At 36.4% G+C, this 23593-nt stretch carries 21 protein-coding genes; 20 read left to right on the forward strand and 1 reads right to left on the reverse strand.

From position 1 onward, the window contains the following. Positions 1-85: 85 nt before the first annotated feature. The gene (hemW, locus tag ACGH6P_RS00485; RefSeq protein ID WP_411596468.1) at positions 86-1219 is read right to left on the reverse strand and encodes a radical SAM family heme chaperone HemW; all 1134 of its coding nucleotides are present in this window, start codon (positions 1217-1219) and stop codon (positions 86-88) included. A gap of 186 nt (positions 1220-1405) precedes the next feature. On the opposite strand from hemW, the gene ACGH6P_RS00490 reads away from it, so the two are divergent. The 20 genes from ACGH6P_RS00490 to lpxC all read left to right on the forward strand — a co-directional run bounded on the left by ACGH6P_RS00490 (position 1406) and on the right by lpxC (position 23529). After that, positions 1406-2278 (forward strand): D-hexose-6-phosphate mutarotase, encoded by an 873-nt coding sequence (locus ACGH6P_RS00490; RefSeq protein WP_411596469.1) that lies wholly within the window; start codon positions 1406-1408, stop codon positions 2276-2278. A 176-nt stretch (positions 2279-2454) separates the two neighbouring features. Beyond that, complete coding sequence (gene rplY / locus ACGH6P_RS00495; RefSeq protein WP_065558900.1) at positions 2455-2739, forward strand: 50S ribosomal protein L25; 285 nt, start codon at positions 2455-2457, stop codon at positions 2737-2739. A gap of 191 nt (positions 2740-2930) precedes the next feature. After that, positions 2931-4391 carry a glucose-6-phosphate dehydrogenase gene (zwf, locus tag ACGH6P_RS00500; RefSeq protein WP_267361429.1) on the forward strand — a complete coding sequence of 487 codons (1461 nt, stop codon included), beginning with the start codon at positions 2931-2933 and terminating at the stop codon, positions 4389-4391. Between the two features lie 12 nt (positions 4392-4403). Beyond that, a complete protein-coding gene (gene pgl / locus ACGH6P_RS00505) occupies positions 4404-5102 on the forward strand; it encodes a 6-phosphogluconolactonase (RefSeq protein WP_267380874.1) in 699 nt (232 codons plus the stop codon). Positions 5103-5580: 478 nt separating this feature from the next. Next, positions 5581-6027, forward strand: coding sequence for a division/cell wall cluster transcriptional repressor MraZ (mraZ, locus tag ACGH6P_RS00510; protein ID WP_411596470.1), 447 nt, complete (start codon positions 5581-5583; stop codon positions 6025-6027). Between the two features lie 15 nt (positions 6028-6042). After that, positions 6043-6981 carry a 16S rRNA (cytosine(1402)-N(4))-methyltransferase RsmH gene (gene rsmH, locus ACGH6P_RS00515; RefSeq protein ID WP_411596471.1) on the forward strand — a complete coding sequence of 313 codons (939 nt, stop codon included), beginning with the start codon at positions 6043-6045 and terminating at the stop codon, positions 6979-6981. Next, positions 6971-7354: a cell division protein FtsL gene (gene ftsL, locus ACGH6P_RS00520; protein WP_267352346.1), complete on the forward strand. Its 384-nt coding sequence runs from the start codon at positions 6971-6973 to the stop codon at positions 7352-7354. Before rsmH ends, ftsL begins: the two co-directional genes overlap by 11 nt. After that, the gene (gene ftsI, locus ACGH6P_RS00525; RefSeq protein WP_267361433.1) at positions 7354-9108 is read left to right on the forward strand and encodes a peptidoglycan glycosyltransferase FtsI; all 1755 of its coding nucleotides are present in this window, start codon (positions 7354-7356) and stop codon (positions 9106-9108) included. Before ftsL ends, ftsI begins: the two co-directional genes overlap by 1 nt. A gap of 12 nt (positions 9109-9120) precedes the next feature. Next, positions 9121-10668, forward strand: coding sequence for a UDP-N-acetylmuramoyl-L-alanyl-D-glutamate--2,6-diaminopimelate ligase (murE, locus tag ACGH6P_RS00530; protein WP_411596472.1), 1548 nt, complete (start codon positions 9121-9123; stop codon positions 10666-10668). Further along, entirely contained in the window at positions 10665-12029 is a 1365-nt protein-coding gene (gene murF, locus ACGH6P_RS00535; protein WP_411596473.1) for a UDP-N-acetylmuramoyl-tripeptide--D-alanyl-D-alanine ligase, read from the forward strand. The genes murE and murF overlap by 4 nt, the downstream gene beginning before the upstream one ends. Positions 12030-12039: 10 nt before the next feature. After that, entirely contained in the window at positions 12040-13122 is a 1083-nt protein-coding gene (mraY, locus tag ACGH6P_RS00540) for a phospho-N-acetylmuramoyl-pentapeptide-transferase (RefSeq protein WP_267352342.1), read from the forward strand. A 23-nt stretch (positions 13123-13145) separates the two neighbouring features. Then, on the forward strand, positions 13146-14480 hold the full coding sequence (murD, locus tag ACGH6P_RS00545) for a UDP-N-acetylmuramoyl-L-alanine--D-glutamate ligase (RefSeq protein WP_267352341.1): 1335 nt from the start codon (positions 13146-13148) through the stop codon (positions 14478-14480). Then, positions 14477-15628, forward strand: coding sequence for a cell division protein FtsW (ftsW, locus tag ACGH6P_RS00550; RefSeq protein ID WP_411596474.1), 1152 nt, complete (start codon positions 14477-14479; stop codon positions 15626-15628). The genes murD and ftsW overlap by 4 nt, the downstream gene beginning before the upstream one ends. After that, a complete protein-coding gene (murG, locus tag ACGH6P_RS00555) occupies positions 15628-16680 on the forward strand; it encodes an undecaprenyldiphospho-muramoylpentapeptide beta-N-acetylglucosaminyltransferase (protein WP_411589922.1) in 1053 nt (350 codons plus the stop codon). The genes ftsW and murG overlap by 1 nt, the downstream gene beginning before the upstream one ends. 167 nt (positions 16681-16847) lie before the next feature. Further along, entirely contained in the window at positions 16848-18296 is a 1449-nt protein-coding gene (murC, locus tag ACGH6P_RS00560) for a UDP-N-acetylmuramate--L-alanine ligase (protein ID WP_411596475.1), read from the forward strand. Then, complete coding sequence (locus ACGH6P_RS00565) at positions 18296-19204, forward strand: D-alanine--D-alanine ligase (RefSeq protein ID WP_267361443.1); 909 nt, start codon at positions 18296-18298, stop codon at positions 19202-19204. Before murC ends, ACGH6P_RS00565 begins: the two co-directional genes overlap by 1 nt. 13 nt (positions 19205-19217) lie before the next feature. Then, a complete protein-coding gene (locus ACGH6P_RS00570; RefSeq protein WP_065558887.1) occupies positions 19218-20051 on the forward strand; it encodes an FtsQ-type POTRA domain-containing protein in 834 nt (277 codons plus the stop codon). A 21-nt stretch (positions 20052-20072) separates the two neighbouring features. Beyond that, the gene (gene ftsA, locus ACGH6P_RS00575) at positions 20073-21326 is read left to right on the forward strand and encodes a cell division protein FtsA (RefSeq protein ID WP_065558886.1); all 1254 of its coding nucleotides are present in this window, start codon (positions 20073-20075) and stop codon (positions 21324-21326) included. An 81-nt stretch (positions 21327-21407) separates the two neighbouring features. Further along, a complete protein-coding gene (ftsZ, locus tag ACGH6P_RS00580) occupies positions 21408-22547 on the forward strand; it encodes a cell division protein FtsZ (protein ID WP_065558885.1) in 1140 nt (379 codons plus the stop codon). A 67-nt stretch (positions 22548-22614) separates the two neighbouring features. After that, a complete protein-coding gene (lpxC, locus tag ACGH6P_RS00585) occupies positions 22615-23529 on the forward strand; it encodes a UDP-3-O-acyl-N-acetylglucosamine deacetylase (RefSeq protein WP_267352337.1) in 915 nt (304 codons plus the stop codon). Positions 23530-23593 lie beyond the last annotated feature (64 nt).

A 23593-nucleotide genomic window follows, 5' to 3' on the forward strand; every position in this document is an offset into this window, starting at 1 on the left:
ATGTAAATTTTTTTCTAAAATGTTTGTATTTATAATGTTAAATTTGCGTAAAATTAAAAATAATTATTATAAATCAAATAAATAGTTATAAAAAAATCTCAAGTAAAGAATTTAAAAATAATTTTCCTTGTTCAGTTATTTTCCAATATTCTTTATCCTCAGTAAGGTAATTTTTTTCAATTGCTAAATTAATTTGCCTGTCAATTGTTTGTAAAGGTAAAAAAGTCCGTTGCTCAAATTCAATTTTAGGTGTTGCTTCAAATAATCTAAAACGATTCATAAAAAATTCGAATGCAAGATCTTCCTTTGGTACGGTATAAGATTTTTTGATATAACGCCCTTCAAGATACCCTTTGGGATGACGTGTTTTTACGGTACGAATAATGTCCCCATTAGGTTGGGTTATTTTACCATGTGCACCACATCCAATCCCTAAATAGTCACCAAATCGCCAATAATTTAAATTATGCTGGCATTTCAATTCCGGTTTTGCATAAGCCGACGTTTCATATTGCTGATAACCATGTTGAGTTAACAATTGGTGTCCAACTTGATAAATTTCCCAAAGTTTATCATCATCAGGAAGGACAGGTGGTTTAGATCCAAAAAGTGTATTAGGCTCAATGGTTAATTGATACCAAGATAAATGGGGAGGATTAATGGCTATGGCTTGTTTAAGATCAAACAAGGCATCATCTAAACTTTGATTGGGAAGTCCATGCATTAGATCTAAATTAAAACTGTCCAATTTTAGTTTATGTGCTAATTTCCCGGCATTGATTGCTTCTTGGGGATTGTGAACGCGTCCTAATCTGATGAGTTTATCAGTTTGAAAACTTTGAACTCCAATTGAAATACGATTTATTCCTGCTTGTTGATAGCCTGTAAATCTTTCTGCATCAACAGAATTTGGATTAGCTTCGATGGTGATTTCGGCCTGTTTTTCAATTGGAATTAGTTCATTAATTTTGGTTAACAGATGATCAATCAATTCGGCTGAAAATAAACTTGGCGTACCACCGCCGATAAAAATCGAATGGATCGAGCGTTCAGGACAAAGTGCTATATCTTGCTGTAAATCTTTAATCAAATGATCAATATAAGCACGATAATCAGGTGTTTTTTTGATGGTATGAGAATTGAAATCACAATAAGGACATTTTTGTACACACCAAGGCATATGTATATATAAGCTAAGTGGAATTTTATATGAAAACATCTGCCTATCCTGAAACTTAATAGCGGTTGATGAATGGTTATATAAATGTTGCACTATTTTACTTCAATTCATGAAAAAAAGCTTTTTTTACTATTTTGGTATTTTTAAATTTCGTGTAAAGAGCGTACAATCACGATTAATTTTCGATATTAATTATCGATTAGACTATTTTTTGTAGGAGAAAGTATGAGTATTGTTAACGATATTTTGGATAATGGTTTGTCAGCAGCGTCAATAAGCCCTTCAGTAAAACAATCGCATTTTGGTGAATTACCCATTTTAACGGTTAACCATAAAACATGCACGGCAGCGATATCACTACAAGGTGCGCATTTATTATTTTGGCAACCTTCAACCGAAACGTCCCCAGTTATTTGGTTAAGTGAAAAAACCTTTTTTAAAAAAGGAACGGCTATTCGTGGCGGTGTACCCATTTGTTGGCCTTGGTTTGGGCAATTAGGTAATCCTTCACACGGTTTTGCTCGTATTGTTGAATGGACGTTAGACTCATGCAAGGAAGATGCTAATGGTGTCGATATCATCTTGTCATTAACGAATAATCCACAAACTGAATCCTATTTTGCCAAACCTTTTAAAATTTGGTTAACGATTCATGTCGGCAAGAGCTGTGAAGTTACATTAAGTTGTCAAGGTGATTTTGAGGCAACAAGTGCATTACATACTTATTTGGGTATTAGTGATATCGACGATGTGACTGTTAAAGGGTTAGGTGATACTTATCAAGATCGTTTGTCTGTTGAAAATAAACCAACAATTAATGGACAATTAACCTTTAATCAAGAAGTCGATCGTATTTATACCCATGCTGAAAACACCCTAACCATAAATGATACTAGTCGAACAATTGAGCTCACAAACATTAATGCTAGTGATGTTGTTACATGGAATCCATGGACAGATAAAGCTAAAGCGATGGCTGATTTTGATGACCAAGAATATAAAAAGATGGTGTGTGTTGAAAGTGCGTGTATTAATCAAACACTTAAATTATCACCAACACAAAAAACGTCATATGGCTTTAAAATTAAATTGGTCTAATATTGCATAGCGAGTTATGTTTAAACGCAATCTATTCTATTGACCAATTGATTAATTGTTTGCGTTTACAAGCATAACGCTTTATAATCCTCAAGCTTTTTAAAGCGCCAATTTCATAACCAACTACTGGGTCGCCTGTAATTGGTTTTTTATTTAAATAACATAGAGAAATAAACATGTTTACATTAAAAGCAGAAGTTAGAAAAGAGCATGGTAAGGGTGCGAGCCGCCGCCTGCGTCACGCTGGTCAATTCCCAGCTATTATTTATGGTGGAACTGAACCTGCAATATCTGTTGTGCTTGATCACAACCATATTTTCAATATGCAAGAAAAACCAGAATTTTATTCTGAAGTGCTCACTATTGAAGTTGACGGTAAAGCGGTTAAAGCAAAAGTACAAGCTGTACAACGTCATCCATTCAAGCCTAAATTAGTTCATATGGACTTTGTGCGCGTTTAGATTCACGCATTGGTGTATCATCCAATAATGCTTCTAACAAAAGGTCACCCAGACGGTGACCTTTTTGTTTTTGTGTTAGATTAAATTAGGCAAATGCCTATTGTTATGATTTATAGCATTAACTGGGTGACACTGACAACTCAACATAATAGAATAAAACATATTGATATCATTTTAGTTAGGAGAAAACCATGTCTGATGTCCCAGTTTGCAATTTAGTCATTTTTGGCGCTAAAGGGGATTTGACAAGGCGTAAATTATTACCATCTTTATATCAATTAGAAAAGTATGGAAAACTGCCTGAAGAAACCAAAATATTAGGGGTTGGTCGTGCAGATTGGGATAAATCTGCTTACAGTGAAGTGGCTAAAGAAGCACTTACAACATTTATGTCAGAACCATTAGATGAAGATATTTGGCAACGATTTAGCCAACGTCTTAATTTTCATAAGTTAGATGTTAATGATATCGCTGGTTTCAACGATTTAAAAAATAAACTCGAGCAGAATCGTACAGCAATTTTTTATTTTGCAATGCATCCGGGGACTTTCGGTACAATTTGTAAAGGTTTAGCGCACGCTGGATTAAACCAAAAACACAATCGAATTGTAATGGAAAAACCCCTTGGTACGGATTTGCAATCATCTCGTGATATTAATGATTCTGTTGCACAATTTTTCGATGAATCGCAGGTTTATCGTATCGACCATTATTTAGGAAAAGAATCGGTTTTAAACCTTTTAGCTTTACGTTTTGCTAATCCGGTTTTTGCCTCTTTATGGAACCGTAATTCTATCGATCATGTCGAAATTACCGTTGCTGAACAAGTTGGCATTGAAGGTCGATGGGGTTACTTTGATAAAGCTGGTCAAATGCGTGATATGGTTCAAAATCATTTGTTACAAATTTTGACAATGATTGCGATGTCTCCACCGGCTAATTTGAAAGATGAAAGTTTGCGTAATGAAAAAATAGCGGTGCTCAATGCGCTAAGACCTATTGATAAGACAAACCTTCATGATAAAGTTGTTCGTGGTCAATATACATCAGGATTTGTTAATGGAATAAACGTACCAGGTTATCTAGAAGAAGATGGCGCTAATAAAGAAAGCAGCACAGAAACATTTGTTGCTATTCGAGTTGATATTGACAATTGGCGTTGGGCTGGTGTGCCTTTCTATTTACGTACAGGAAAACGCTTAGCGAGCAAATGTGCGGAAGTCGTGGTTTATTTTAAATCATTGCCTTTGAATATATTTAGTGAATCTTATCCTGCATTACCACAAAATAAATTAACCATTCGCTTGCAACCTGATGAAGGCTTGGACATTGAAATTTTGAATAAAGTACCGGGTTTAGATAGCACACATAATTTACAAACGACTAAACTTGATTTAAGCTTTAATGAGGCTTTTCAACAGCATAGTGCCGATGCTTATGAACGACTATTGCTTGAAGTAATGCGAGGTCGCCAAGCATTGTTTGTTCATCGTGATGAAGTAGAAGCGGCTTGGAAATGGGTAGACTCTATTATTAATGCTTGGAATTCGGAAAAAGAGCCGCCGAAAACTTACCAAGCTGGTACTTGGGGACCGGTTGCTTCTGTTGCTTTAATTACAAAAGATGGGCATTCTTGGCACGAATTTGAATAAAGGAACATCAATATGTTTACACTTAATAGATATGCAAATAGTCAGGTTTTAAATGAAGAACTTACTGCTCGTATAGTGAATGATCTTAAGCAGGCTATTGAACAAAAAGGTCATGCATCTATTGCGGTTTCGGGTGGTAAAACGCCTATTCCTTTATTTACTTTGCTTAGTCAACAAGACTTAGCATGGAATCGCGTTTATATCACTTTGGTTGATGATAGATGGGTCGATGATACGGATGATGCCAGTAATGAAAAATTAGTCATGACTTATTTATTACAAAATAAAGCAAAACTTGCTAATTTTGTTGGTTTAAAAAATAGTTGTGATAATCCGTTTGATGGTGCTGAAGTTACAGAACAGCTTTTAGATAAAGTACCGATGCCTTTTGATGTTTTGATTTTGGGAATGGGTGAAGATGGTCATACTGCCTCGCTGTTTCCGGGAGCTGATAATTTAAAATTGGGCTTGGATATGCACTCAAATCGAAAAGTGATTGGTATGACTCCTTTAACGGCACCACTTGACCGTATCACTCTAACACTGCCTATCATATTAAGTAGTAAAAATATTTACTTACATTTAGTCGGTGAAAGTAAAATTAATGTGTTAGAACAAGCTGAACAAGGTACCGATTTTAACCAGATGCCAATAAGGGCAGTTATACAGCAAGACAACGTTAATGTGATAGGATTTTGGGCTCCTCGCTAATTAAATTTTGTTTGCCAACCAACAGGTTGGCAAATATCTATCTTTAATATTACTTTGATTTTAATGAAATTAATACACAACTAGCTGCTGTGAATTTAATTTTTTTATCAAAGTTGTTATCTGTTTATTGTCATCAATACTGTTTTACCTTTCTTAATATCTGCAATGTTTACATTTTATACATGTTAATAATCTTGGTTAGCAAAGATAAGTTTAGTTGAACATTCAAATAATCTTAAATTTTACAGAGTGATGACCTTTTTTTAATTAACTTAATATAAAACCGATAGTTAATTCGCAACACGCTAATGAAAAAATCCAACTGCAATTATTAAAAAATTAATTAATTAAATATCTATTATTTTGTAAATTTTTGTGGTAAAAAGTGGGATAAAGTGGTAATAAAGTACAAATTATTTAATATTTTGATTTATAACAAATAAAAATTAGCAAAATTTTCATGAATAAGGGCGCTTGAATGTTTAGTGGTGCAATTTCAGTCAATATCGATAGTAAAGGGCGAATGGCTATCCCCACTCGCTATCGGGAATTATTGTCTGAAGGCATGGTATGCACAATTGGTTTATATCATCCTTGTCTTGCCCTTTATTCGATGACTGAGTGGAAAATGATTGAACAACAACTTTCGACTTTATCCTCTATTGTCGAAGCGGAACGAAGGATCAAACGCCTATTATTAGGTTATGCAACCGAGTGTTCAATGGATAATTCCGGTCGAATATTATTACCACAAACGTTACGTACCTACGCTAAGCTAGAAAAACTGACAATGTTTGTTGGACAATCCAATAAATTTGAAATCTGGGATGAAGGAATATGGTATCAACAAATTGGTGAGGACATTGCCTCTTTGCCAACCGATATGGAAAACTTATCCAGTAATTTGAAAAGTTTAACAATTTAATATGAGTAAAAATTGATGGATTATCAACATACTACAGTTTTATTGAACGAAGCGATAGACGCACTAAATATTAAAAAAGATGGCATCTATGTTGATGGGACCTTTGGACGAGGTGGACATTCACGTCTCATACTTGAACAACTTAGCGAACAAGGTAGATTAATCGCTATTGACCGTGATGAACGAGCTGAATTAGCAGCAAAAAAAATTGTTGACCCTAGATTTACTTTTATTCGAGGAGAATTTTCCAATGTATATCAATACATTGATAATTTAAGTCTATTAGGTCAGATAGATGGTTTTTTATTAGATTTGGGGGTATCTTCGCCACAACTGGATGACCCTGAACGGGGTTTTTCTTTTATGCGTGATGGCCCTCTCGATATGCGTATGAATATTCATCAGGGTTTAACCGCAAGTGAATGGTTACTTAAAAGTGATGAAGATGATATAGCTTGGGTGTTAAAAACTTTTGGCGAAGAAAAATTTGCGAAACGAATAGCAAAAGCAATTGTTGAACAGAATAAACTTTCGCCTATAACCCGAACATTGGAATTGGCGAATATCATTGAAAAAGCGACACCAAGAAAAGATAAAAATAAACATCCTGCAACACGTAGCTTTCAGGCAATTCGTATCTATATTAATAGCGAATTAGAAGAAGTAGAACATGCGTTAAATAATAGTCTGTCAATTCTTGCGAATGAAGGAAGACTTGCTGTGATTAGCTTTCATTCTTTAGAAGATAGAATTGTGAAACAGTTTATAAATAAACAAAGTAAAGGTCCTGTTTTACCAGCGGGATTGCCACTAACAGAGCAACAAATAAAACAATATGGCAGCGCTAAATTAAAGTCACTTGGAAAAGTTAAACCAAGTCCTAATGAAATTGATCATAATCCACGTGCTCGAAGCGCAATACTGAGGATAGCAGAAAAGAAAAATGAACACTAACCCAAACAGTGAAAGTTATCAAGACAATATCTACGTTGAAGTAGATAGTCAAAGAAAACCGAATAAAAGCTTGTTTGGCTTAATTATTGGTGATTTATTTGGTCATCAAAAAATGTCCTTATTTCTATTGTTACTGATTGTCGTATCAGCTGGTGCAGTGTTAATTACAACGCAACAAGTTCGCAAGCAGTTATTTGAACGTGAGCAACTTTTGTTAGAGCAAGATGTATTAGAAAGTGAATGGCGTAATTTAGTTATCGAAGAAAATGTACTTGCCGATCCAAAACGCGTAGAAGCTAAAGCTAAAAATCAACTAGGGATGTCTTACGTGACTCCTGAAAATGAAACCGTGATAGTGATAAAGAGTAAATAATGAAAATTCTCACTAAAAACAAGAAAGCGGTTAAAACTAATAAATTGAATAGTAAAAAGCAGTTTTTTGCACCCGGGCGATTTTATGTTGTCTACAGTTTAATTATTGCTGCCATTATTGCGCTTATTATTCAAATGGCAATTTTACAAATCATTCATCCTGATAAACTGATTGCTGAAGGTAATAAACGTTCTTTACGTCGTCAGGATATGGATGCACCAAGGGCTATGATAACTGATCGTAACGGGCGAGCATTGGCCGTGAGTGTACCGATGTATGATGTTTGGGCTGATCCAAAATTAGTTATTCAAAAAGGTGGCGTGAATACGAATGATGCAAGATGGCAAGGATTAGCAAAAGCATTAAATATACCAATAGCCATACTGGAGCAAAAATTAAGTAATCCATCGATGCGATTTGTTTATTTATCCAGACAAGTTACGCCAACAATATCGGATTATTTGAAAAAGTTAAAGTTACCGGGAGTTGCATTTGCTAAGACCTCGAAGCGTTTTTACCCGGCAGCTGAAAGTATTGCCCAATTAATCGGTTTAACGGATACCGATGAAAACCGTAATGAGAAAGGCTCAGAAGGGATTGAAAAAAGTTATAACAAATGGTTAACCGGTGAATCGGGTCAACGAATAATAAGACGAGATAGATTTGGACGCGTCATTGAGGAATTAGAGCGCACTGAGAGTGAAAAGGCATCGGATCTAGTATTGAGTATTGATGAACGCTTACAGTCTTTGGTTTACAGCGAGCTTAGTCAGGCTGTTGAGTTTAACAAAGCTGACAGTGGTACTGCGGTCTTAGTTGATGTTCATACAGGGGAGATTTTAGCGATGGCAACAAGTCCATCGTATAACCCAAATAATCGATCATCAATTAATTATAATTCATTGCGAAATCGTGCGGTTACTGATGCATTTGAACCGGGTTCGACCGTAAAACCGCTGGTTGTAATGGCCGCTTTAGAAAAAAAGATTGCAGATCTTAATACGATAGTTGATACCAGACCTTTTTATGTCAATCGCTATGAAATCAAAGATGTGTCATATCAAAAATCCCTGAATTTGGCAGGAATTTTAGAAAAATCAAGTAATGTTGGTGTCAGTAAACTCGCATTACAAATGCAACCCGCCGAACTAGTTGAATATTATAGTCGTTTCGGGTTGGGACAACCCACATCACTGGGTTTAGGCGGTGAAGTCAGTGGTTCAATTGCAGCAGATAGAGCGCGAAAATGGGCGGATATTGAACGAGCTACCTTTTCTTTTGGTTATGGTTTAAGTGTCACGCCATTACAATTAGCAAGAGCGTACGCAACTATCGGGAATTATGGGATTTATCGACCTGTTTCGATATTAAAAGTCACTGAACCAGTGCAAGGTGAACGAGTTGTACCCGAAAAAATTGCTAAAACGGTTGTCCAATTAATGGAAGCTGTTGCTGTCACTGGTGGTGGTACAAAAGCTTCTGTACCAGGCTATAGTGTTGCTGTTAAAACTGGTACGGCAAAAAAATTATCTGGTGGGCGCTATGTTAATCAATATTTAGCCTATACAGCAGGCATTGCGCCAGCAACAGCACCAAAATATTCTCTGGTTGTTGTGATTGATAATCCTAAAGCGGGTCAGTATTACGGTGGCTCTGTATCAGCACCTGTTTTCAGCCGAATTATGGGGGGAGTTTTAAGAACTATGAATGTCAAACCAGATCGCCAAGTTGATGGCCAAATGATTATTTATTGATAGGTGGTATTAATGGCTACATGCACATTTAAAACTTTATTTAGTTTATTAGGTGGAAACAAAGATCAAGCGATCAAAGATTTTTCGCTCAATCATATATGTATTGATAGCCGTATGGTCAATAAAAATGATGTGTTTGTCGCTATCAAGGGAAATGTCGTTGATGGTAACTCATTCATTCCTCAAGCTTTAGAAGCTGGTGCGGTGACTATATTAATTGAAACAAATAGAAAATCTGATGATTTACGTATCAATTATATCAAGCATGGAAAAAGAAATATTCCTCAGGTTAAAGTTTTTCAACTATCTAAAAAACTTTCTAGCATTGCCGATCATTTTTACCATTCACCTTCTAAAAAATTATCTGTTATTGGTGTGACAGGTACTAATGGTAAAACGACAGTCACTCAGCTTATTGCCCAATGCGTTAATCTGTTAAATCAGAAAGTTGCACTTTTAGGAACGATTGGAAATGGGATCTATAATCATCTTCAACCGTCAAACAATACAACGGCTTCATCCGTTGAAATTCAAACATATTTAGCCGATTTTGTTAAAAAACATGTCAAAGTGGTTTCCATGGAAATTTCTTCGCATGGTTTAGTGATGAATCGTGTCAAAGGTGTTACGTTTGCTGCAACAGTTTTTACTAATTTAAGTCGAGATCATCTTGATTATCACAAAACAATGGGTAAATACGCTAAGTCAAAATGGTCGTTATTTACGCCTAATAATAAAGAAAGACAAGTCGAAAGTGCAGGCAAAGCAATTATTAATTATGATGATAATTATGGGAAACGTTGGATTGAAAAGCTTTCTCAGGTAACAGCCGTATCGTGTCAACCCAAATCGTTAAGTAAATTAAAAAACTTAAATATACCTTATGTTGGTGTGTCGATGATTGAATATCATGATAAGGGTGCCAAAATTCATATGCATTCTAGTTGGGGCGATACCATTATACACAGTCGTTTACTGGGTGAGTTTAATGTCTCAAATTTATTATTATGTGTAGCGACGCTATTAACGCTTGATTTCCCATTTTTCGCTGTTGTGAATATGGCTTCATTTCTCAAACCTATTTGTGGGCGAATGGAGGTTTTACATGCCAATAATAGCCCGACATTTATTGTGGATTATGCTCACACGCCAGATGCTTTACAAAAAGCACTCCAAGCAAGTCGTATTCACTGTAAGGGTGCATTATGGGTTATTTTTGGTTGCGGTGGTGATAGAGATGTAGGCAAAAGACCTTTAATGGGAGAAATCGCTGCGCAATATGCTGACAAAATTATTTTGACGAATGATAACCCACGAACAGAAGATGAAACAAAAATTATTGATGATATTCAGCAAGGTATCATCAATAATTCAAATGTTCAGATTATTACTGACAGAGTACAAGCAATCAAAAAAGCACTTTCAGAAGCTAAACCAAATGATGTGATATTAATTGCGGGTAAAGGTCATGAAGATTACCAAATCGTGGGTCACACGAAACATCACTATTCAGACCAAGAAACAGTGAAACAGCTTTTAGGGGTAGAGAATCAATCATGATTCCATTAAATATTAAGCAAATCAGAACAATTGTAGACGGTGAATTATTAAATATTCATGACGGTAATTTTACGATTGATGTTATTAGTACTGATACACGTAAAATTACAAAACAATCGCTTTTTATTGCACTTGTTGGTGAGAATTTTGATGGTCATCATTTTGCCGAACAAGCAATTAAAGATGGTGCCGTTGCCGTAATCGTAAATCACCCAATTGAGGATAATTCTATTCCACAAATAGTGGTTAAAGACACACGTCAAGCGTTGGGGCAAATTGCCGGTTTTATTCGTCAACAAAGTTCCGCTAAAATTGTTGCCTTGACCGGCTCATCGGGTAAAACGTCAGTTAAAGAAATGACGGCAGCCATTCTACAAAATTGTGGAACAACGCTTTATACTCAAGGTAATTACAATAATGACATTGGCGTACCATTAACACTATTGAGATTAACAAAAGATGATCAATTTGCTGTGATAGAACTAGGTGCTAATCATATTGGTGAAATTGCTTATACAACTCAGTTAGTTCATCCACAAACAGCATTAATTAATAATATTGCAGAAGCGCATATTGAAGGTTTTGGTTCACTTGAAGGTGTCGCTACAGCGAAAGGTGAGATTTTTGAAGGATTGACTAAAGATGGTATTGCTATCATCAATTTAGATAGCTGTTCAGATAAATGGTTTGATCAATTAACAGATAAAGCTGTTTGGACTTTTTCATTAGAGAATCCATTAGCCAATTTCTATGTAAGTCATATTAAAATGGCAGATGTGACCACATTTAAATTACATACACCGTTTGGTGAATGCGAAATCCAATTACCATTAATAGGGTTACACAATGTTTCAAATGCAATTGCAGCTTCAGCTTTAGCGATTTCTGTCGGAGCAAGCTTAGATTGCATTCAACAAGGATTATCAACATTAAAGTCAGTTAAAGGAAGGCTTTTCCCGATTAAATTAAACCAAAATCAATTAATTTTGGATGACACTTATAACGCCAATGTGGGTTCAATGTCTGCTGCAATTAATGTTCTGGCAAAACAATCGGGCTATAAAGTTTTCGTCGTTGGCGATATGGGTGAATTAGGGCAAGACGCTCAAAAATATCATCAACAAATTGGCACATTAGCTAAACAACAAAAACTTGATTGTGTTGTCAGTGTCGGTAAATTGAGCCAATTCATTAGCCAAGCAAGTGAAGTCGGTCATCATTTTTATAATAAACAAGATGCAGCAGATTACCTTATAACGTTATTGCGTCAGTATCCAACCTTAACCATGCTAGTTAAAGGTTCTCGCAGTGCTAAAATGGAAGACGTTATAGAACTAATTAAACAACAAAAAATAAATTAGGATTAAAATTATGTTGGTTTGGATATCAGAATATTTAGTGAAATATTTTACCTTTTTTAATGTATTTTCTTATTTAACCGTAAGAGCTATTTTGGGTCTATTAACCTCGCTAACGATATCGTTAATAATGGGGCAAAAAGTCATTGATTGGTTACAAAAATTACAAATTGGACAAGTAATACGTAATGATGGACCGGAATCCCATTTAAGCAAAAAAGGAACGCCAACAATGGGCGGGACGCTAATCGTTGCGTCGATTTCGTTATCAGTATTTCTTTGGGCAGATTTACGTAATCCTTATGTTTGGGTGGCGTTATTTGTCCTGATTGGTTATGCCATTATTGGCTTTACTGATGACTACTTAAAAGTTATTCGAAAAAACACGGCAGGTCTTATCGCTAGATGGAAATATTTTTGGCAATCTGTTATTGCATTTATTGTTGCCTTTGGCCTTTATGTATATGGAAAAGATAGCTCAGTAACCGTGTTGGTTGTCCCTTTTTTTAAAGATGTCATGCCTCAGTTGGGATTAGTATTTATTTTACTCACTTATGTTGTGATTGTTGGGTCAGGTAATGCTGTTAATTTAACGGATGGACTTGATGGACTTGCAATTATGCCAACGGTATTTGTGGCAGCGGGCTTAGCGCTGGTATCGTGGGCGACAGGGAATACAATTATTGCAGAATATTTGCATATACCTTATATCAAATTTAGTGGTGAATTAATGATTGTCTGTACTGCTATCATTGGTGCAGGGCTTGGTTTTTTATGGTTTAACACTTATCCCGCTATGGTATTTATGGGTGATGTCGGTTCATTGGCTTTAGGTGGAGTACTTGGAATTATCGCCGTACTTTTACGCCAAGAATTTTTATTACTCATTATGGGGGGAATATTTGTTATTGAAACCCTATCTGTCATTTTACAAGTAGGTTCATTTAAATTGCGTGGCAAACGAATTTTTAGAATGGCTCCAATTCATCATCATTATGAATTAAAAGGGTGGCCAGAACCTCGAGTTATTGTACGTTTTTGGATTATTTCGTTAATGCTCGTCTTAATTGGTTTATTAACTTTGAAATTACGTTAATTAAATTAAATCAGGATTGAATCATGATTCGCTATCAGGGTAAAAATGTTGTTATCATTGGGTTAGGTGTCACAGGGCTTTCTTGTGTTGACTATTTTCTTGCGCAAAATGTTATTCCTAAAGTAATTGATACTCGTTTATTACCTTCAGGATTAGAACAACTGGATCAACGAGTTGCCTATCATTTAGGCGATTTAAATGTCGATTGGCTATTCGATGCTGATTTAATAATTGTTAGCCCTGGTATCGCTTTATCAACCCCTGAACTCAAACAAGCTGCCGATAAAGGTATCGAAATCATTGGCGATATAGAGCTTTTTTGTCGTGAAGTTAATCAACTACCTAATAAAAAGATTGTGGCAATCACAGGCGCTAATGGCAAAACGACGGTGACGACATTAGTTGGTGAAATTGTTAAGTCTGCAGGTATCAAAGTGGGTGTCGGTGGCAATATAGGTCAACCTGCACTATCTTTACTGGCTCAAGATTGCGATGTGTACGTACTTGAGCTGTCTAGCTTTCAGCTTGAAACCACGCACAGTTTGCATGCAACGGTTGCAACGATTTTGAATATCTCAGAAGATCATATGGATAGGTATCCTTTAGGACTCAAACAATATGTAGAGGCTAAACAACGAATTTATGTGAATGCAAAATACTGTGTAGTAAATCATGATGATAAACTAACTTTTCCAAAAGAAAAAGATAGTCATAATGTGTTATTTGGCTTACATTCAGGCGATTATCATCTGGATGATGATTATGCACATTTGATTGCGCAGGAAAAGCCCGTTTTATCGACTAACACAATGAAGCTAACGGGAAGCCACAATTATCTCAATGCGTTAGCAGCATTAGCTATTGCAGATAAATTATCAATATCACGACAATCTAGTTTAGCAACAATAGCCAACTTTCATGGTTTACCTCATCGTTTTGAATTAGTTTTGGAACAAAATGGGGTCAAATGGATTAATGATTCTAAAGCAACCAATGTAGGTAGTACGGAAGCTGCTTTAAAAAGTGTCGTATGTCATGGAAAATTATTTTTATTGCTTGGTGGTGATGGAAAATCAGCTGATTTTTCTCCATTAATTCCATATCTAAAAAATAGTCATCTTGAGATTTTTTGTTTTGGTCGAGATCGTGAGTTATTAGCAAAATTAGCACCCAAAATCACAACAATGACTGCGACATTAGCTGAGGCTATGCAAATAATCGCTCAAAAAGTAGAGGCTAACGATATTGTTTTACTCTCACCTGCTTGTGCAAGTTTAGACCAATTTAAAAACTATATAGAGCGAGGAAATCAATTTGCACTTTTGGCTAAACAATATGCGCAAAGGAGTGAAAAATGATCTCGTTGGCAATAAAAAAGCAAGTTAATCCTCACGTCCCTTTTGATAATCAATTGCTTTGGACGATATTTGGATTGATGATATTCGGATTAGTTATGGTGACATCAGCGTCAATGTCATCGAATGATAATAATCCTTTTTTCTATACTCAGCGTGAACTCATACAGCTGGGTATTTCACTTGTTTTAATGTGTATAACCTTATCGATCCCAATGAAACGTTGGCAGCAATTTGGAACAGTATTACTCATTATGACAATTATCATGCTTGTTGCTGTTTTAGGCGTGGGGTCTTCCATTAATGGCGCAGCAAGATGGATTCCGCTAGGCGTTTTTAACTTTCAACCGGCCGAGCTTGCTAAATTGGCTTTATTTGTCTTTTTAGCAAGTTATTTGACTCGAAAGTCAGATGAAGTACAAAACGGATTTTGGGGGTTTTTTAAGCCAATGGTCGTTATGGCTGTGCTTTCCATTTTGCTATTACTTCAACCCGATCTAGGCACAGTAATTGTATTATTTATTGTTACTATAGGAATTCTATTTATCGCTGGTGCAAAGTTGTGGCAATTTATCGCTATTTTATCGACAGGTGTTGCAGCGGTTGTCAGTTTAATATTATTTGAGTCATACCGTTTAAAACGGTTATTAACATTTCTTAATCCTTGGGAAGATGCTAATGGTGTAGGTTACCAGTTAGTGAATTCATTAATAGCAATTGGTAATGGAGGATTTGCTGGGCAAGGAATGGGTAACTCGATTCTGAAATTAGGTTATTTACCTGAACGCCATACCGATTTTATTTTCGCTATTATTTCGGAAGAATTTGGTTATCTTGGCGTCATTTTCCTGCTGACATTACTTTTTTCTCTGGCTTTTAAGGGATTGGCGATTGGGTATCGAGCATTAAATGAAGGATTACAATTTTCTGGCTATTTAGCTTGCCAAATCGGTATTTGGTTTGGTTTTCAAACCTTTGTTAATGTGGGGGTAACATCTGGAATGTTACCTACTAAGGGATTAACGTTACCCTTCATTAGCTATGGTGGATCGAGTTTAATTGTAATGAGTGTGGCTGTGGCAATCCTACTTAGAATCGATTTTGAATTTAGACAACAACAAGCCCAAGCAAGAATAAGGTCAATAAAGTAATGAAAAAATTATTAGTTATGGCAGGTGGTACAGGTGGACATGTTTTTCCAGGTATTGCCGTTGCGCATTATTTAATGAAACAAGGTTGGCAAGTCAGATGGCTTGGCACAGCAGATCGAATGGAAGCGCATTTAGTCCCTGAAAATGGTATCGAGATTGATTTTATAGAAATATCAGGTCTACGCGGTAAAGGAATTGGTGCAATGCTAAAAGCACCTTATAAAATCTTAAAAGCGGTTCTACAAGCCAGAAAAATCTTAAAAACTTATCAACCGGATGTTGTACTTGGTATGGGAGGGTATGTGTCTGGGCCGGGTGGCATTGCAGCGAAGACATTAGGAATTCCTGTCGTATTACATGAGCAAAATGGTGTAGCAGGGTTAACTAATAAGTGGCTTGCAAAAATTGCAACTAAAGTTTTACAAGCATTTCCGACAGCTTTTCCAAAAGCTGAAGTAGTAGGAAATCCTGTTCGTGACGATTTATTAACTATTGCTGAACCTAACGAACGTTTTGAAAATCGTCAAGAACCAATTAGAGTTTTAGTAATGGGCGGAAGTCAAGGGGCAAAAGTACTCAATGATGTTGTTCCTCAGGTAATGACAAAATTATCCGATAAATTTGTTGTTTGGCATCAAACAGGAAAAGGCATGCTAGAACCTGTTATGCGAGCCTATCAAGATTGTGATATGACAAAAAATAAAGTGACTGAATTTATTACTGATGTAGCAGAAGCCTATCGTTGGGCGGATATTGTGATTTGTCGCAGTGGGGCATTAACGGTAAGTGAAATCGAAGTTGTCGGCATTGGTGCGATTTTTGTCCCTTTTATGCATAAAGATCGCCAACAATTTTGGAATGCTAAATCGCTTTCAGATATTGATGCTGCAAAGATTATTGAACAACCTGACTTTAATAGCGAATCATTGATGAGTGTGTTAAGAAATTTAAATAGAGATAAATTAATCGAAATGGCGGTTAAGGCGAAAAGTCTATCTATTACAAATTCTACCGAAAGAGTGGCGGATACGATAAAATCAGTGATAAAATAATTAGTTTTTGATATAACTTTATGTAATAATCGTGTCAAGATGTTGCAGGTTAGATCAATGTTTAGATAATAATAGCTTTAAATGCATAATTAGAATTTTACAAAATTAAAAAAGCTCAATAAAAAATAAACAAAATACTCAACTACAGAATATTTAGGAGTTAGATTGTGAATACAAAGGAATTAGCAGAATTAAGAGCAATTATTCCTCAAATGAAACGTGTCAAACATATCCATTTTGTGGGTATTGGTGGCGCAGGTATGGGAGGAATTGCTGAAGTTCTTGCTAATGAAGGTTACGAAATTAGTGGCTCAGATATTGCAGAAAATGCTGTTACTGAGCATCTAAAAAAATTAGGTGCGAAAATTGTGATTGGTCATGCAGCTGAAAATGTGATTAATTCAAGCGTTGTCGTAATCTCTTCCGCAATTTCACAAGATAATATTGAAGTTGTAGCAGCGCGGGATGCTCGTATTCCTGTTATTCAGCGGGCTGAAATGTTAGCCGAGCTTATGCGTTTCCGATATGGTATCGCTATTGCGGGTACACATGGTAAAACAACGACAACCGCCATGGTCACCGCTATTTATGCCGAAGCGAAACTTGATCCAACGTTCGTTAATGGCGGTTTAGTTAAAGCGGCAGGCACGCATGCTAAATTAGGTAGTAGCCGTTATTTTATTGCTGAAGCAGATGAAAGTGATGCTTCATTTTTACACTTACAACCTATGGTTTCTATTGTTACCAATATTGAACCAGACCATATGGACACCTATCAAGGTAGTGTGGAAAATCTTAAACAAACATTTATCTCTTTTTTGCGTAATTTACCTTTTTATGGTCTAGCGGTGATGTGTTATGACGATCCAATTAATCGTGAATTATTACCGATTGTTGGACGTAAAATTATTACTTACGGTTTTAGTGAAGAAGCGGATGTGGTAATTAAAAATTATCGCCAAGAACGAGGCGTCAGTTACTACACTGTGTGTCGTCCAGATCGTAATGATTTAGAAATCGAATTAAATGCACCCGGTAAACATAATGCTTTAAATTCAGCGGCCGCAATTATTGCAGCGACTGAAGATGGCATAGATGATCAATCGATCATTAATGCATTGGCAAAATTTGCTGGTACAAGTCGGCGTTTTGATTTACTAGGCGTTTTTCCGCATGCTAATGGTAAAGACATTATGATGGTTGATGACTATGGTCATCATCCAAGTGAAGTTAATGCAACGATACAAGCGGCTAAAAATGGTTGGCCGGATCGTCGTTTAGTTATGCTATTCCAACCTCATCGATATACACGTACTCGTGATTTATTTGATGATTTTGCTCAAGTGCTATCTCAGGTTGATGCGCTTGTAATGTTAGACGTCTATTCTGCTGGTGAGCAACCGATTGCCGGAGCAGATAGTCGTTCTTTGTGCCGTTCAATTCGTAATCGGGGCAAAGTGGATCCGATTTATGTTTCAGATTTAGATCTCTTACCTGAAATGATGAAAGAAATTTTAAAAGGTGGAGATCTGTTATTAACTCAAGGCGCGGGTAGTGTAGGTCGTATTGCACGTCAGTTAGCCGATGCTCAAATTTTTTCAGGAGAAGGTCTATAATGATTGATAAAGTTGCGGTATTGTATGGTGGAACATCTGCAGAGCGGGAAGTATCGCTTAAATCAGGTCAAGCTGTACTAGCAGGATTATTGGCTAGTGGAGTTGATGCCCATCTTATAGATACTAAAGATCAACCAATTACCAACTTAAAAGAAGATGGCTTTACTAAAGCATTTGTCATTCTTCATGGCCGTGGTGGTGAAGATGGTATTGTTCAAGCAATTTTGACTTATCAAAATATTCCTTATACCGGTAGTGATGTTTTATCGTCTGCACTAACTATGGATAAGTTAAAAACTAAATTAGTTTGGAAAGCACTAGGTTTACCAGTTGCTGATTATGTTATGGTAGAAAAGAGCTGCTCAATTGATACTGATGCCATTGTGCAAAAGCTTGGGCTTCCTCTATTTGTAAAACCAAGTCATGAAGGTTCAAGTGTAGGAATGACGCGAGTTAATCACGCTAATGAGCTTAAGACAGCTCTCGAACATGCTTTTAAATATGATAATTCTGTTATGGTTGAATCATTTTTATCTGGCCCAGAATTTACCGTTGCTATTGTTGGAGAAGACGTTTTACCGTCAATTCATATCAAACCGGCGACAAAGTTTTATGATTACGATGCAAAATATTTGTCAGATTCTACGCAGTATTTTTGCCCAAGTGGATTATCTGATGAAAAAGAGCAAGAGATCCGTAAGTTAGCACTTGATGCTTATAAAGCGGTTGGCTGCCGAGGTTGGGGACGAGTTGATATTATGTTTGATGCTAATCAAATCCCTTATTTGTTAGAAGTTAATACCGCACCAGGAATGACAGATCATAGTTTAGTTCCCATGGCTGCAAAACAACATGGCTGGTCATTTAAAGAGCTTGTTAGTCGAATCTTGAATTCAGCAACAATATAACTGGCCTTATTTTATGAAACAAATTCGGCAAGCCGCTCATAGAAGGGAAAACCTAAAAACTAGGCGCTTGCTTATTTTTAGTAGCAAAGAGCAGTTGATTGGCTTTTTGTTTCTACTAACAATTATTGTTATTAGCGTTTGGGTCATTCAAAGTGTTAAAAATTGGATGGATGATCCAGAGCAGATGGTATTGTCACAATTAAATTTTAGTGGCGAATACACTTATACGACCGAAGATGACCTTAGACAAGCGATTCTGGGATTAGGGTTACCTAATACTTATATTGGTCAAGATGTAAATGATATACAACAAGAAATATTAAGATTTCCGTGGGTAAAGCAGGTTAGTGTACGTAAGCAATGGCCAGATAAATTAATTGTTTATGTCGAAGAGTACAAACCGGTCTTTTATTGGAATGATTTATTTTTACTAGATAAAAATGGAAATGTATTTAGTGTGCCGCTAGATCGTATTGGCGAGTTAAAATTACCCAGACTTTATGGTCCGGAAGGTAAAGCAAAACCAGTATTAGAAACGTATTATAAATTAGATGATCTTTCAAAAAAATTAGCTAGTAATCAATTAGCTTTGCATATTCAATCTGCGATAGCTGATGAGCGAAATGCTTGGCAGCTAATGGTGAAACAGTGTATAGCCGATTTTTGTGAAGAAAATCATGAAATAAAATTGATGTTAGGTAACGAACATATCGAACAACGTTATCAACGATTTATCAAATTATTTCCTGAAATTCAATCAAGAATACCAGCTGATGAAAGAATAACGGTCGCTGATTTACGTTATGAGAATGGCATTTCAGTACAAAGAGAAAAAATGGCTCAGTAGGGAATAATTTAAGGCTGAAATATGAAAGCAACAGAAAAAAAATTGGTGGTTGGACTAGAAGTAGGTACATCAAAAGTACTCGCTCTTGTTGGCGAAGTTCTTCCCGATGGTATTGTCAATATCATCGGCGTTGGACATTGCCCATCAAAGGGGGTTGATAAAGGTGGTGTAAACGATCTTGAGTCTGTAGTTAAATCAATCCAACGTGCAATTGATCAAGCTGAATTGATGGCTGATTGCCAGATTTCCTCTGTTTATTTAAGTCTTTCTGGCAAACACATACGTTGTCAAAATGAGATAGGCATGGTGCCAATTGCCGATGAAGAAGTGACTGCCGAAGATGTTGAGAATGTTGTTCATACTGCCAAATCAGTAAGAATACTAGATGAACATAGAATATTACATGTAATTGCGCAAGAATATTCCATTGACTTGCAAGAAGGAATTAAAAATCCAATAGGATTATCTGGCGTTCGGATGAAAGCGAAAGTGCATTTAGTCACTTGTCATAATGATATGGCAAGGAATATAGTAAAAGCAGTTGAACGTTGTGGATTGAAAGTTGATCAGCTTATTTTTTCGGGGTTAGCATCAAGCTATGCAGTATTAACTGATGATGAAAAAGAGTTAGGGGTTTGTGTCATTGATATTGGTGGTGGAACGATGGATGTGACAGTTTACACAGGCGGAGCATTACGTCATTCAGTTGTCATCCCCTATGCAGGAAATGTCGTGACGAGCGATATCGCTTATGCATTTGGTGCTCCTCCAATGGATGCAGAAAATATCAAAATTCGTTATGGATGTGCTGTTGGTTCATTAATCGGTAAAGATGAAGTTATTGATGTGCCAAGTGTCGGTGGTCGACCGTCCCGTTCTTTACAACGTCAAACACTGGCTGACGTAATTGAACCTCGCTATTCAGAATTATTATCGTTAGTACAAAAAGAATTATTATCATTACAAGATGAATTGAAAAAACAAAATGTAAAATATCAATTAGCTGCAGGTATAGTATTAACTGGTGGTGCAGCACAAATAAAAGGAATGGTGGAGTGTGCTGAAAAAGTTTTTCAAAATCAAGTTCGTGTAGGACAGCCGTTAAATATTTCAGGATTAACTGATTATGTACAAAAGCCTTATTGTTCAACGACAGTAGGATTATTACATTACGGGAAACAAAGTTTATTAAGTGATGATGGCAAAGATAATCATAAGTCATCATTAAAAGGGATAGCTAAACGATTGACCGGTTGGTTTAAAAAAGAATTTTAGCTAATATATTTCAAGAACTTCGTGGACATTGTTGGCGGTTATATGTACAATGTCCTTAGATCGTATATTTGGAGATAAGTTATGTTTGAGCCTATGGTTGCAGATGATGAACCAGCAGCAGTCATTAAAGTTATTGGTGTCGGTGGTGGCGGTGGTAATGCTGTCGAACATATGATTGCTGAGCATATTGAAGGTGTTGAATTTTTTGCGGCAAATACTGATGCGCAAGCATTGAAAAGAATTAAGGTAGGTCAAACTATCCAAATCGGCACGAATGTGACTAAAGGTCTTGGTGCAGGTGCTAATCCGGAAGTGGGTAGGAACTCTGCCGAGGAAGATCGTGAGGTCATCCGCAGTGCAATTGAAGGTGCTGATATGGTGTTTATTGCCGCTGGTATGGGCGGTGGCACAGGTACGGGCGCTGCTCCAGTTGTTGCCGAAATTGCTAAAGAATTGGGTATTTTGACGGTTGCTGTTGTGACTAAACCATTTGGATTTGAAGGTAAAAAGCGTATGGCTTTTGCTGAACAAGGCATCGCTGAGTTAGCAAAACACGTCGATTCACTTATTACTATACCAAATGATAAATTGTTAAAAGTTTTAGGTCGTGGTGTTAAACTATTAGATGCATTTGCCGCAGCAAATGGCGTATTAAAAGGTGCTGTGCAAGGTATCGCAGAATTAATCACCAAACCAGGACATATCAATGTTGACTTTGCTGACGTTAGAACAGTGATGTCAGAGATGGGATATGCTATGATGGGTTCTGGACGTGCAAGTGGCGATAATCGAGCTGAAGAGGCGGCTGAAATGGCTATTTCAAGTCCACTACTTGAAGACATCGACTTATCTGGTGCGCGTGGTGTATTAGTTAATGTAACCGCTGGTTTAGATCTTGGTTTGGAAGAGTTTGAAACAGTGGGTAGCACGGTAAGAGCTTTTGCTTCTGATAATGCAACAGTAGTTGTTGGTACAACTTTCGATCCAGATATGTCAGATGAAATTCGTGTTACTGTGGTTGCAACGGGTATTGGTATGGATAAACGTCCTGAAGCGAAAATAACCAAACCAATTCAACAAAACTCATTGTTTAGCCAAAATAACAATTTGGGTCAACAAGAAGAGAAATTAGCTAAAGTAGTGAATGAACAAGCAATTTCTCCGCTTGAAGAAAATAAGATTTTAGATATTCCTGCTTTTATTCGTAAACAAGCGAATTAAAAGTGAACTTATTTGATTTTTTATTGTCATAGTTCAATAGAAACAAATAAAAAAACAGTAGGTGCTAATGAAACAAAGAACATTAAAAAAGACAATTCAAGCAACTGGTGTCGGTTTACATACTGGCAAAAAAGTTACTTTGACGTTGCGTCCTGCTCCTGAAAATACGGGTGTTATATATCGTCGAACTGATTTGAATCCTTATGTTGATTTTCCTGTGGATGCTAAATCGGTTCGCGATACAATGCTTTGTACCTGTCTGGTTAATGAAGATAATGTGCGTATTTCGACGGTTGAGCACATCAATTCAGCATTAGCAGGACTGGGTATTGATAATATTATTATTGAGGTTAATGCACCAGAAATTCCTATTATGGATGGTAGCGCAAGCCCGTTTGTCTATTTGCTGCTTGATGCTGGCATTGTTGAACAAAATGCGCTTAAAAAGTTTTTACGCATCAAAGAGACGGTACGTGTTGAAAATGGGGATAAATGGGCTGAAGTGAGACCATATAGTGGATTCAGATTGGATTTTACAATCGATTTCCATCACCCAGCAATTGATAATAGTTCTCAACGTTATCAGTTGGATTTTTCATCTGAATCTTTCATTCGTCAGATTAGCCGTGCAAGAACGTTTGGTTTTATGCGAGATATCGAAGCATTACAATCTAAAGGTTTGTGCTTAGGTGGTAGTTTAGATTGTGCCATTGTGGTGGATGATTATAAAGTTCTCAATGAAGATGGTTTACGATTTGAGGATGAGTTTGTTCGCCATAAAATGCTAGATACTATCGGCGATCTGTATATGAGTGGTCACAACATGATAGGTGAAGTGATTTGTTACAAATCAGGACACGCATTAAATAATCAATTATTACAAGCGTTGTTAGCTAAGCAAAGTGCATGGGAATATGTTACATTTGCTGATGATCAAACTGTTCCGCTCGCATTGGGTACAAAACAGCTTGTTTTAGCTTAACAATTTGTTTTAAAAATGAATTTAAACGCTTCCATTTTTTAATGGGAGCGTTTTTGTTTTTATA

It is taken from the genome of Gilliamella sp. CG25 (assembly GCF_046635705.1).
Classification (GTDB): Bacteria; Pseudomonadota; Gammaproteobacteria; order Enterobacterales; family Orbaceae; genus Gilliamella; species Gilliamella apicola_I.

Bases quoted from the DNA above. Each gene is read 5' to 3' on its own strand.
- pgl (WP_267380874.1), top strand. From the start codon at position 4,404: ATGTTTACACTTAATAGATATGCAAATAGTCAGGTTTTAAATGAAGAA.
- murD (WP_267352341.1), top strand. From the start codon at position 13,146: ATGATTCGCTATCAGGGTAAAAATGTTGTTATCATTGGGTTAGGTGTC.
- hemW (WP_411596468.1), bottom strand. From the start codon at position 1,219: ATGTTTTCATATAAAATTCCACTTAGCTTATATATACATATGCCTTGG.
- ftsZ (WP_065558885.1), top strand. From the start codon at position 21,408: ATGTTTGAGCCTATGGTTGCAGATGATGAACCAGCAGCAGTCATTAAA.
- ftsL (WP_267352346.1), top strand. From the start codon at position 6,971: ATGAACACTAACCCAAACAGTGAAAGTTATCAAGACAATATCTACGTT.
- mraY (WP_267352342.1), top strand. From the start codon at position 12,040: ATGTTGGTTTGGATATCAGAATATTTAGTGAAATATTTTACCTTTTTT.
- murF (WP_411596473.1), top strand. From the start codon at position 10,665: ATGATTCCATTAAATATTAAGCAAATCAGAACAATTGTAGACGGTGAA.
- ftsA (WP_065558886.1), top strand. From the start codon at position 20,073: ATGAAAGCAACAGAAAAAAAATTGGTGGTTGGACTAGAAGTAGGTACA.
- rsmH (WP_411596471.1), top strand. From the start codon at position 6,043: ATGGATTATCAACATACTACAGTTTTATTGAACGAAGCGATAGACGCA.
- ftsW (WP_411596474.1), top strand. From the start codon at position 14,477: ATGATCTCGTTGGCAATAAAAAAGCAAGTTAATCCTCACGTCCCTTTT.
- mraZ (WP_411596470.1), top strand. From the start codon at position 5,581: ATGTTTAGTGGTGCAATTTCAGTCAATATCGATAGTAAAGGGCGAATG.
- zwf (WP_267361429.1), top strand. From the start codon at position 2,931: ATGTCTGATGTCCCAGTTTGCAATTTAGTCATTTTTGGCGCTAAAGGG.
- ACGH6P_RS00565 (WP_267361443.1), top strand. From the start codon at position 18,296: ATGATTGATAAAGTTGCGGTATTGTATGGTGGAACATCTGCAGAGCGG.
- rplY (WP_065558900.1), top strand. From the start codon at position 2,455: ATGTTTACATTAAAAGCAGAAGTTAGAAAAGAGCATGGTAAGGGTGCG.
- lpxC (WP_267352337.1), top strand. From the start codon at position 22,615: ATGAAACAAAGAACATTAAAAAAGACAATTCAAGCAACTGGTGTCGGT.
- murG (WP_411589922.1), top strand. From the start codon at position 15,628: ATGAAAAAATTATTAGTTATGGCAGGTGGTACAGGTGGACATGTTTTT.
- murE (WP_411596472.1), top strand. From the start codon at position 9,121: ATGGCTACATGCACATTTAAAACTTTATTTAGTTTATTAGGTGGAAAC.
- ACGH6P_RS00570 (WP_065558887.1), top strand. From the start codon at position 19,218: ATGAAACAAATTCGGCAAGCCGCTCATAGAAGGGAAAACCTAAAAACT.
- ACGH6P_RS00490 (WP_411596469.1), top strand. From the start codon at position 1,406: ATGAGTATTGTTAACGATATTTTGGATAATGGTTTGTCAGCAGCGTCA.
- ftsI (WP_267361433.1), top strand. From the start codon at position 7,354: ATGAAAATTCTCACTAAAAACAAGAAAGCGGTTAAAACTAATAAATTG.